The 10,648-nt window shown below is 56.2% G+C and carries 9 protein-coding genes; 6 read left to right on the top strand and 3 right to left on the bottom strand.

All coding sequences use genetic code 11. The features are described from left to right. Positions 1 to 138 precede the first annotated feature (138 nt). Genes ACJ8OK_RS06285 through ACJ8OK_RS06295 form a run of 3 tightly spaced genes read left to right on the top strand, consistent with a single transcriptional unit; the run spans position 139 to position 921 of the window. Complete coding sequence (locus ACJ8OK_RS06285) at positions 139 to 399, top strand: hypothetical protein (RefSeq protein WP_016927848.1); 261 nt, start codon at positions 139 to 141, stop codon at positions 397 to 399. Positions 400 to 423: 24 nt separating this feature from the next. Then, positions 424 to 591 carry a hypothetical protein gene (locus tag ACJ8OK_RS06290; RefSeq protein WP_153303158.1) on the top strand — a complete coding sequence of 56 codons (168 nt, stop codon included), beginning with the start codon at positions 424 to 426 and terminating at the stop codon, positions 589 to 591. A 42-nt stretch (positions 592 to 633) separates the two neighbouring features. Next, the gene (locus ACJ8OK_RS06295; RefSeq protein ID WP_072010106.1) at positions 634 to 921 is read left to right on the top strand and encodes a hypothetical protein; all 288 of its coding nucleotides are present in this window, start codon (positions 634 to 636) and stop codon (positions 919 to 921) included. Positions 922 to 1,108: 187 nt separating this feature from the next. Here ACJ8OK_RS06295 and ACJ8OK_RS06300 read toward each other — a convergent pair whose 3' ends face one another. The 3 genes from ACJ8OK_RS06300 to guaD all read right to left on the bottom strand — a co-directional run bounded on the left by ACJ8OK_RS06300 (position 1,109) and on the right by guaD (position 6,248). Continuing rightward, complete coding sequence (locus ACJ8OK_RS06300; protein ID WP_213929609.1) at positions 1,109 to 3,208, bottom strand: peptidase domain-containing ABC transporter; 2,100 nt, start codon at positions 3,206 to 3,208, stop codon at positions 1,109 to 1,111. Beyond that, complete coding sequence (locus ACJ8OK_RS06305) at positions 3,201 to 4,487, bottom strand: HlyD family secretion protein (protein WP_033633129.1); 1,287 nt, start codon at positions 4,485 to 4,487, stop codon at positions 3,201 to 3,203. The genes ACJ8OK_RS06300 and ACJ8OK_RS06305 overlap by 8 nt, the downstream gene beginning before the upstream one ends. Before the next feature lie 438 nt (positions 4,488 to 4,925). Continuing rightward, a complete protein-coding gene (guaD, locus tag ACJ8OK_RS06310) occupies positions 4,926 to 6,248 on the bottom strand; it encodes a guanine deaminase (RefSeq protein ID WP_099032804.1) in 1,323 nt (440 codons plus the stop codon). A 426-nt stretch (positions 6,249 to 6,674) separates the two neighbouring features. Between guaD and fecI the strand changes: the two genes are divergently transcribed. The 3 genes from fecI (at position 6,675) to fecA (ending at position 10,592) form a co-directional block, all read left to right on the top strand. Next, positions 6,675 to 7,199, top strand: coding sequence for a ferric citrate uptake sigma factor FecI (gene fecI / locus ACJ8OK_RS06315; protein ID WP_099032803.1), 525 nt, complete (start codon positions 6,675 to 6,677; stop codon positions 7,197 to 7,199). Beyond that, positions 7,196 to 8,152 carry a ferric citrate uptake sigma factor regulator FecR gene (gene fecR, locus ACJ8OK_RS06320; RefSeq protein ID WP_099032802.1) on the top strand — a complete coding sequence of 319 codons (957 nt, stop codon included), beginning with the start codon at positions 7,196 to 7,198 and terminating at the stop codon, positions 8,150 to 8,152. Before fecI ends, fecR begins: the two co-directional genes overlap by 4 nt. Before the next feature lie 115 nt (positions 8,153 to 8,267). Next, entirely contained in the window at positions 8,268 to 10,592 is a 2,325-nt protein-coding gene (gene fecA / locus ACJ8OK_RS06325; protein ID WP_261239008.1) for a TonB-dependent Fe(3+) dicitrate receptor FecA, read from the top strand. The last annotated feature ends 56 nt before the right edge of the window (positions 10,593 to 10,648 follow it).

Genomic DNA, 10,648 nt, shown 5'->3' on the forward strand with positions numbered 1-10,648 from the left:
TATTCGTTATTTTTTACCGAAGACAGGAGGTTTACCAGCACAATCATTCAATCCTTTATCTTTTCAACCTTGCTAGTGGCATTTTTCTGGTATCGGAAAACTGCAAAAAACAAACACCAATAATATAAGGAAGTAGTTATGAGAGAGCTTACAATTAATGAAGTTAACTTTATCGCGGCCGCTGGGGATTTCAGCTATGCGGAATTGGGCGGGGCCGTCGCTGCCGGCGCGGTTGGTGGCGCGATGACCGGCGCCATGGCCGGCGGTGTCGGTGCCGGCCCAGGCGCTGTTGCCGGTGCCGTTATCGGTGGTGCCGCCTATACCGCTGGCAAAATGGTGGAATCCATGTTAGGTGGCAATAAACAAACATCGACGAATAATCCTGCCGACAGTAACTAATGTCGGAAGATTCGTGTTTATCATATGAAAAAGTTACTCATTATCTTGTTCGCCATTTTAATTGGGCTTATTGCTGGCACGATTGCGGATTATTTCACCCTCAATCGTTTCTTGAAATACGCTCTTATCGCCTTTGCCGTTATCGTCACGCATAAATTGCTCAATAGCGATCGCGGGCAACGCTCGGCATGATGAATGTGGCTTATTTTAAAATTTAATGATTAAGGAAAAAATATGCGCAATCTTACCTCTGAAGAATGTTCAATCATTTCCGGTGCAGGAGATCGCAGCGGTACATTGACGGTTTCCGCAGAAACTGTCGGCGCAGCGATCGGCGGTGGCATCGGTTCTATCGGCGGCGTCGCAGGCGGCGTTGTCGGCACCATTGTCGGCGGTGCTGTCGGGAACTATGTCACCGGCGATCGCGCTCCCGGCTCTATTGGCCCATCAGGCATTCCCTGGGGCGGGAGTAACGGCGGCGGTACCATGTGGGGAAACAACAACAATACCGATTCGAACTGATCGAGGCTCTGCAAGTCTCGCGGCTGACCTCAGCGGTTAACGCTGGCTTCAGCGTCTAAACATCACTTCATGCCAGGGTTATCATTGTGATAACCCTTTTTGTCATGGGCTCACACCACAGGGTGAGCTGCGCGTTTGGCGTAGCGAAAATGTCGAGGTGAAAAAGACAGGTAAAGCGACGCTGGCGTTATCCGAGTCGAATGACTCTATCCGCAGAGGCAATCGTCGATGGACGGTGTGCAATAATCACGCGGGTAATGTTCAGTTGTGAAATAGCGCGGTTAATATGTGTTTCATTATCGAGATCCAGGTGGCTGGTCGCTTCGTCCATAAACAGAATGCTGGGGCGACGATAGAGCGCGCGGGCTATCAATAAACGCTGTTTCTGCCCGCCAGAAAGGCTTCCCCCCAACTCGCCGATCAATGTTTCGTAGCCCATCGGCATGTTTTGAATATCATCATGCATATTGCAACGCTGTGCGCACGCCTCAATACGTTTCAGATCCATTTCGGCGTCAAATCCTGAAATATTTTCAGCGATAGATCCCGCCAGCAGCTTGTCATCCTGCAGCACGCAAGCGATACATTGGCGATAATTATTTACGCCAATGTTGCTGATATCCATACCGTCGACCAACACGGTCCCTTCATCTGGAGACAGCAGCCCACACATTAACTTCATCAACGTGGTTTTACCCACGCCGGAGGGACCGACAATCGCCACGCTTTCTCCCGCCGCAATGCTGAGATTCAAATCCGCGATAATGGGTTTCGCCAAACGATCATACTGGTAGCGCAAATTCCGCACCTGAAGCTCTGCGGCGTTGCCTTTTGTGAACAGCTGACGCGCGGGCATTTGCGGTTCCGGTGACGACAGCACAATGTCAGCCACCCTTTCATTATGCAAACTTAGCATTCGCAGCTGAAGCATCATGTCAATCAGGCTGCTGGCACGCTCCGAGAACTGACCACGGTAGGCGTTAAACGCGATAAACATCCCGATCGTCATTTGATTGTCTATGACCAATGCCGCGCCGAGCCAAAGGATGATCACCTGATCACAGGTGGCAATAAACGCCCCCAACCCGCCAAACATCATGTTTAACTTGGTCAGCTTGATACCGGCATTGATCGTTTCTACGTTTAGATTCAGCCAATACTGCGAACGGGTTTCAGATAACCCCAACGCCTTTAACGTACTGACGCTATATAACGTCTCCATGAAATGCGACCCTGCCCGCGCGCCCTTCACCAACTGCTCTTCCGACAGCTGCCGATAATGTTGATAAGTCGACAGCCTGAGAATGACGTATATCGCCGTAAAGCCGAGCACCACCCAAACTAACCAGCCGCCATAGAGCAACATCATGATAAATACACCTACAGACATGATGCCATCAATAATGCTGCTGACGATGCTGGTAGTGAAAGTCGCTCTTATCGTATCCAATGAGCCGAAACGGGATTGAATATCACCCAACTTGCGCTTCTCAAAGAAGGAAAGCGGCAATTTCATCAGATGATCAAACACGCCTGCCTTCCATTGCACGTCTATCAACGCGCCCATGACGATAGAGATCCACGAGCGCAACATGGAAACGCCGGTGCGGAATAAAATAAAGAACAGCAATCCTATACATATCAGCGCCAAAAGATCATGATCGCCGGCCAAAATCACATGATCCATGACCAACTGCGTACCGACGGGCAACAGCAGATTAACCGCTTCAATTACGATCGACAGGCAGAAGATCTTTAGCAAGGCCCCCTTGAGGCCGCGCACATTGCTCATCAGCTTGCGAAAACGCAATCTGCTTTGCTGTTTGATCGGCTGAAATTCACTGTCTGGCCATAGCTCAAGCGCTACGCCAGTAAAATGCCGCGACAGTTCATGCAACCCCAGCACTTTACGGCCAAAAGCAGGATCATGGATCACCGCCCGCCCTCGGCTGACACTGACAAGCACCACGAAATGCTTCATGTCCCAATGCAGAATACAGGGCATTTTCAACGCTTTAAGCTCATCGATATTCAACGATAACGCTCTGGATTGCAGTTTCAGTGCGCTCGCGATGTCAATCAATGCGGACAGCGTTGCCCCGCGTGAAGAAAAGCCGTAGCGGCTGCGCAGATTAAACAGATCGATTTGCAAACCATGGTAATGGCATACCATCGCTAAACTGGCCAGCCCGCATTCCGAGGCTTCAGTTTGCAGGATCTGCGGCACTTTGCGGCGCAGCGACAAATTGAGTTTGCCCTTTAGCGCGTCTAAATACGATTCAGTCATTGATTGGCCCCATCAGGCTGTTTTTCATATCGTAGAAAGGTGAGAACATCCATTGATATAAAGGTCTTTTTTCCAAAAACAGCGTGGATTGGGCCCGCATGCCGTTAGTGAGCTGCAACGCTTTGCCCTGGTAACTGATATGCGTTTCATCCAGGGAAACGGTCACCTTGTAAAAAGATGCCGTTTGCACGCTGGGCTGATGCACGGGAGAACTGCTGTAAGTTGACATTTCTTGAATGGAGGCCGGTACATAAGCAATGCTTTCTATCCTGCCGGGAAACTGGCCGAACTTCTCATAAGGGAAAGCGTCATAGCGAATGTTAATGCCGTCCCCTGCTGAAACATAGGGCACACTGGTGTTCGGCAACCATAAAACTAGCTGATAAATCGCGCCATTACGTGGAATAATCTGTACCAAGCTGTCACCGCTATTGACCATCTGACCCGGCGTAACGCTGAGAGACTCAATACGGCCATCGCTCGGGGCGTTCACGATCAATGCGCCGCTGGCATCGGCTTCCGCTAACTGCCGTTGCAAATCATTGCGCTGAAACTCGTACTGCGAAATTTGGTTATCGAAATCCGCCGCGCGCGTAACGATGTCACTTTCCAAATTCGTAATTTGCAGTGATTCCTGAATATGTTGACTATGCAGGTTTTGAAACAGGCTTTGTTGTTGATAAAACGAATAGGTTTGTCCGCTAAGCTGATCTTTGGTAATCAGACCGCGCTGTTGATATTCCTTATAGGAACGCATGTTGTCCTGAGCAAATGCCACCCCTTCCCGCGCGTTATCCAACAGCTGTTTGGACTGCATGTGCGCCAATTCATACTGTTTTTTTTGCGCGCGTAGATTTTCCAGCGTCATGCGCTTGTTGTCTTGCAACTTAAGAATGATGCTGTCGACGTGTTTTAACTGGTTTTCAAGCGCCAGGCGCGTATTGGCGCTCACTTTCCCGTTATCCGTCACTCGGCTGACATCAATCTGATAAAGACGCTGGCCTTTTTTAACCGCATCCCCCACTTCGACGAAGCGTTCCGAGATAAAACCCTGTTGGGGCGCAAACACGTTGACTGAGCGGGGGAAGGTGGTGATTTCACCATAAACATTAATGCGGCGTGTATAATGACTGAATATAAGAAAAGAGAGGAAAACAAGAATAAATAAAAACGATAAAAGACCAAAACACCAGGCGGGCAAGCCGTTTATCAATAAGGCCTTACCCGCCCATTTCGCCCGCTGATGATCCGTGGCTTCCTGTCGAAACAAATCACGCATGAAATCCCTTTCCAGAAATAAAATTCGCGCCAGCCTTGGCTCGTAAAATGCAGAAGCATATCGAAAAAGCAGCAACAGAGATTAAAACAGGCCTGTTGTTTTTAATTAGCGATATCGTAAGGATAATTATTCTCATTATGATATCGGGCGTCCCGAAGAAATGCAATGTTTTTTACGCACTTATCCAGCCACATAGCCGTATATCACTATGCATATCGATAAAAAACCAATAAAGAGCCTCCTAATCAAATAACCCTATTTATTCTACCTCTCATCATGTGCAATAAATAATCATGCGCTACCCTTGATTGTCTATTTTTCATCCATAAGGCGTGCAGCAATAACGTTATCAAGGCTTTCACTTCCTTATCATTGAAATTGCCGCCACGCGGTGTCGGCGTATTCCGACATGCCTTTGCGCCAACGCCGCGAATGAAATCAGTCTGACCTCACCGCCTCATAAACCACCTTGCCGTCCACATAGGTGCGATAAATATTGCGATCGTCCCCCAGGGTCATCAGCACAAACCCTTGCTCCATCAGCGTGGCGCTGTTGGCATGACGCAACTGCTGCAGTGGCGTGACCGCCGGATCGAGCACCACGAAGTCCGCCTCTTTACCGACGTTGAAGTTGCCGATTTTGTCGTCCAGCGCCAGCGCGCGGGCGCCGCCCAGGGTGGCGTGGTAGAACGCTTCTACGGCGGAGAGCCGGTAATGCTGCAGCTGGCCGACCTTGTACGCCTCGCCTAACGTGCGCAGCATATTGAAGGTGGTGCCGGCCCCCACGTCGGTGCCGATGCCGAGCTTCACCCGCTTGCGCCAGGCCTGCTGCAGGTCAAACAGCCCGCTGCCGAGAAACAGGTTGGAGGTGGGACAAAAGGCGATCGCCGAGCGGGTATCGCACAGGCAGTCCCACTCCTGCTCCTCCAGGTGCAGGCAGTGGGCGAACACGCTTTTCTCGCCGGTCATGCCGTAGCGGTGGTAAACATCCAGATAGCTGCGGTGTTGCGGGAACAGCGCTTTTACCCAGGCCACTTCCTGCGGGTTCTCGCTCAGGTGCGTCTGCAGCCAAACGTCGGGATACTCTTCGCGCAGCCGCTGCACCTGCGCCAGCAGCGCCGGCGTACTGGTAGGCGCAAAGCGCGGCGTAATGGCGTAACCGAGGCGGCCTTTGCCGTGCCAGCGTTCAATCAGCTCGCGCGTCTGGCGATAACTCTGCGCCGGCGTTTCCAGCAGCGCCTCCGGCGCATGGCGATCCATCATCACCTTGCCGGCGATCAGGCGCATGTTCAGCGCTGCCGCCTGGCTGAATAGCGCATCGACCGACTGTGGATGCACGGTGCCGAACACCAGCGCGGTGGTGGTGCCGTTACTCAGCAACTGCTGCAGAAAGAAGGCCGACATCGCCTCGGTGTGCTGCTCACAGTCATAACGGCTTTCGGTCGGGAAGGTGTAATTGTTTAACCAGTCCAGCAGCTGGTCGCCATAGGCGCCAATCATTTCGGTTTGCGGGTAGTGGATGTGGGTATCGATAAATCCCGGCACGATCAGCTTGTCGCGATATTCCGTGACCGTGAAGCCCGGCGGCAGCAGCGCCTCGCCCTGCTGCCAGCTGCCGAACCAGACGATGACGCCGTCGTTCAGCAGCAGCAAACCGTCGGGAACATGCCGCAGGCGTTCCTCAAGCTGTTGCGGCGCCTCCACACAGGCTGCGATATCAAAAAAATTGCCACGAATAGCCGTGGTGAATTGCAGTGCCATTATTTTCTTCCTTGTGACGACCGGCCAAGCTCACCCGCGAAATAACCTGCGCCGATGAAACAAGGCTTTTTTGCCCAAACGCAAAGACCGGATTAAGCATAGCAAGCCGCATGCCAACAGGCGGAGATAAAATACATTTTCAAATAAAAACAATTAATTAGTAATTAATCTAAAAGCATAGGCCGACGAAAGAGAATAAGACCCACGCTCAGCCTTCGCCGGCAGATTAATAGCAACCGTTTGCCTGCCAAAATAACATCGCGCCGCTGCACCTTGAATGGGCAGGCGAATATCTTCACGGCGCACGGCTTATTTCAACAGCGCGCCTGAGGATTGAATCTCGGCCTAAGGACAACGGCCAAACTTGAAACGATAACCATTCTCAATTATCATCCGCGCATCTTTTTGACCAGCAATGCGAAAATCATGTCCGCCACCGCTTCTGCCCCGCACGCCGCGCTGTCGCGCCTTTACGCCACCCATCATGCCTGGTTGCAGGGATGGTTGCACCGCCGGCTGGGCTGCGCGTTCGATGCGGACGATGTGGCGCAGGACACCTTTATGCGCCTGCTGAGAAGCGACGCCGCAGCGACCCTGCGCGAACCGAAAGACTTTCTGGTCACCGTCGCCAAACGGGTGATGGTCGATCTGTTCCGCCGCAGAACGCTGGAGCGCGCCTATCTGGAGATGCTGGCGCTGATCCCGGAAGGCTACGCCCCGTCGCCGGAGCAGCGCCAGAGCCTGCTGGACAGCCTGCAGCAGATCGACGCGATGCTCGACGGCCTGGGGCCGAAGGTAAAACAGGCCTTTCTGTTGTCGCAGCTCGAAGGTTTGGGCTATGCGGACATCGCCGCGCGCCTCGGCGTGTCGGTCAGCTCGGTTAAAAAATACATGGCCAAGGCCACCGAGCATTGCCTGCTGTTCAGCCTGGAAAACGACGTTTATTCATGAGCAACGCCATCACCCCCGAGCAGCGCCAGGCGCTGAAAATGGCCGCACACTGGTATGCGCTGCTGTGCGACGAGCACGTCACCGAACGCCAGCGCCAACAGTGGCAAGCCTGGCACCAGCAGCATGACGATCACCGCTGGGCCTGGCAGCGCGTCGAAGCGTTGCAGAGCCAGCTGCAGGGCGTGCCGGGCAAATTCAGCTATCGCGCGCTCGATCGCGCCGGCCGTCAATCGGCGATCGATCGCCGCACCCTGCTGAAAAGCCTGCTGTTATTGCTCGGCGTGGGCGGCGGCGGCTTCCTTTACCAGTCGCCGTTCGGCCGGGAGCTACGCGCCGACTACCGCACCGCCACCGGCGAGATCAAACCCATTGTGTTAAGCGACGGCACCCAGCTGGTGCTGAACACCGCCAGCGCGGTGGACGTGCATTACGACGATCGTCAACGGCTGATCCGCTTGCACGCTGGGGAAATCAGCCTGATTACCGGACGCGACCCCCGGCCGCTGTGGGTGCAAAGCCCGCAGGGGGCGATGCGCGCGCTCGGCACCCGCTTTTTGGTGCGCGAGAGCGCTGGCGAGACGCGCCTGACGGTGCTGGAGCATGCGGTTGAAGCGCAGCTGGCGCAGGACGCGCGGCAAACGCGCCGGGTGAACGCCGGCGAACAGATTAGCTTCAGCGCCACGGCCTTCGGCGACAAGCAATCGGCTGCGGCGGAGGACGGCTGGCTGCGCGGCGTGCTGAGCGTCAGCCAGTGGCGGCTGGACCGGGTGATCGCCGAACTGGCGCGCTACCGGCGCGGCCACCTGAGCTGCGATCCGGCCGTCGCCGGCCTGCGCGTCAGCGGCAGTTTCCCGCTCAACGATACCGATCGCGCCCTCGTCCTGCTCAGCCAGACGCTGCCGGTTCGTCTGCAAAGCTTTACCCGCTATTGGCTGCAAATCGTCCCCGCCTGAATTTTTTTAAATAAAAATGATAAAAAATCGCATTTTTGATTGTCCCTTTTGCCTTGCTCATCCGACTCCCAGGAAAACACTGCAGCAATAAATAAAAAATGATTCAGGAGAAGGTATGAACAACGCTTGGGGAAAACGGGCCACGCCGCTGGCCGTGGCCATTGGCCTGGCCTTCGCCGCGGCGCTGACGGTGAGCGCCGCCAGCGCCGCGGCAACCTATCACATTCCGGCCGGTGAGCTGGACGGCGCGCTGAACGCTTTCGCCGCGCGCGCCGGCATCGCGCTCTCGGTGGACGGCACGCTGACCGCCGGCAAACGTTCGCCGGGCCTGAACGGCAGCTACGGTGTCGACGACGGCCTGAACGCCCTGCTGGCGGGCAGCGGCCTGCAGGTTAAAACGCTCGGCAACAACGGTTACACGCTGGCCACACTGCCGCAGCCGCAGAAGGAAGAGGACATCACGGTAGTCGGTGACTGGCTGGCGGAAGGCCGTCAGGCAGACGTGTTCGAACACCCCGGCGCGCGCGACGTGGTGCGCCGCGAAGACTTCGCCAAAACCGGCACCACCACCGTCCGTGAAGCGTTGAACCGCGTGCCGGGCGTGGTGGCGCCGGAAAACAACGGCACCGGTAGCCACGATATGGCGCTGAACTTCGGCATACGCGGCCTCAACCCGCGCCTCGCCAGCCGCTCCACCGTGCTGATGGACGGCATCCCGGTGCCCTTCGCCCCTTACGGCCAGCCGCAGCTATCGCTGGCGCCGGTCTCGCTCGGTAATATGGACGCGATTGACGTGGTGCGCGGCGGCGGCGCGGTGCGCTACGGGCCGCAGAGCGTCGGCGGCGTGGTCAACTTCGTCACCCGCGCCATCCCGAAAACCTTCGGCATGACGGCCGGCATGCAGGGGCAACTCAGCCCGACCTCGCGCCAGGATCACCCGAAAGGCACCGGCAACCTGATGATCGGCGGCACCGCCGACAACGGCTTCGGCGCGGCGCTGCTCTACTCCGGCACCCGCGGCAGCGACTGGCGCGAGCACAGCGCAACCAAGATCGACGACGTGATGCTGAAAAGCCGTTACGCGCCAAACGAGGTGCACACCTTCAACAGCCTGCTGCAATACTACGAAGGCGAAGCGGAGATGCCGGGCGGCCTGAGCCGGGCGGACTACAACGCCAACCCGTTCCAGTCGACGCGCCCGTACGACAAGTTCTGGGGCCGCCGCCAGTTGGCGAACTTCGGCTACCAGTATCAGCCGGATCGGCAGCACAAGTTCGACGTGCAGAGCTTCTACACCTACACCCTGCGCAGCGGCTATCTGGATCAGGGCAAGAACCTGACGCTGTCGCCGCGCGAATACTGGGTGCGCGGCGTAGAACCGCGCTACAGCCAGAGCTTCCGCTGGGGCGACTCGGCGCACGAGGTCGGCGTCGGCTACCGTTACGTCAGCGAATCCACCCACGAGCTGCGCTACTACACTAAAGCCAGCACCGGCAGGCTGCCGTCCACCGCCAGCCCGTACGATCGCGACACCCAGTCAGGCACCGAGGCGCACGCGTTCTATATCGACGATCGCATCGACATCGGCGACTGGACCCTCACGCCGGGCATGCGTTACGAATACATCAAGTCGTATCAGAACAACTACATCAAGAACAACCGCCTCGACGTCAGCTATAACGCGCCGCTGCCGGCGTTGAACGTGATGTATCACCTGAACGAATACTGGAACCTGTACGCCAACACCGAAGGCTCCTTCGGCACCGTGCAGTACAGCCAGATGGGCAAAGCGGTCGACAGCGGCAAGATTGAACCGGAGAAGGCGCGCACCTGGGAGCTGGGCACCCGCTACGCCGGCGATGCGCTGACCGGCGAAATCGGGCTGTTCCTGATCAACTTCAACAACCAGTATGACTCCAACCAGGTGACCGACAGCGTGACCGCGCGCGGCAAAACCCGCCACGCCGGGCTGGAAGGCAGCCTGCGTTACGATCTGTCGCAGCTAACGCCGAAACTGGACGACCTGACCGCCTACGCCAGCTACGCCTACGTCAACGCCACCATCCGCGAAGACGGCGGCTACAAAGGCAACCAGGTGCCTTTCTCGCCGAAGCATAAAGGCACGCTGGGGCTGGACTACACGCCGGGCAACTGGGCGTTTAACCTTAACGGCGAGTTCCAGTCCAGCCAGTTCGCCGACAACGCCAACACCGTGGCGGAAAGCGCCGACGGCAGCACCGGCCGCATTCCCGGCTACATGCTGTGGGGCGTGCGCGCCGCCTATGATTTCGGCCCGGAAATGGCCGGCCTGAATCTGGGCGTCGGCGTGAAAAACCTGTTCAACCACGAGTATTTCACCCGCGCCTATGACGACAACAACAAGGGTCTGTACATCGGCCAGCCGCGCACGATTTATCTGCAAGGTTCGGTGAAGTTCTGATCCGCAGCGGCGGGCGGCCAACCCCGCCCGCCGCTTTCCCCACCAACGTGACGACG

It is taken from the genome of Serratia sp. CY71090, from assembly GCF_052166845.1.
Lineage (GTDB): Bacteria > Pseudomonadota > Gammaproteobacteria > Enterobacterales > Enterobacteriaceae > Serratia > Serratia nematodiphila.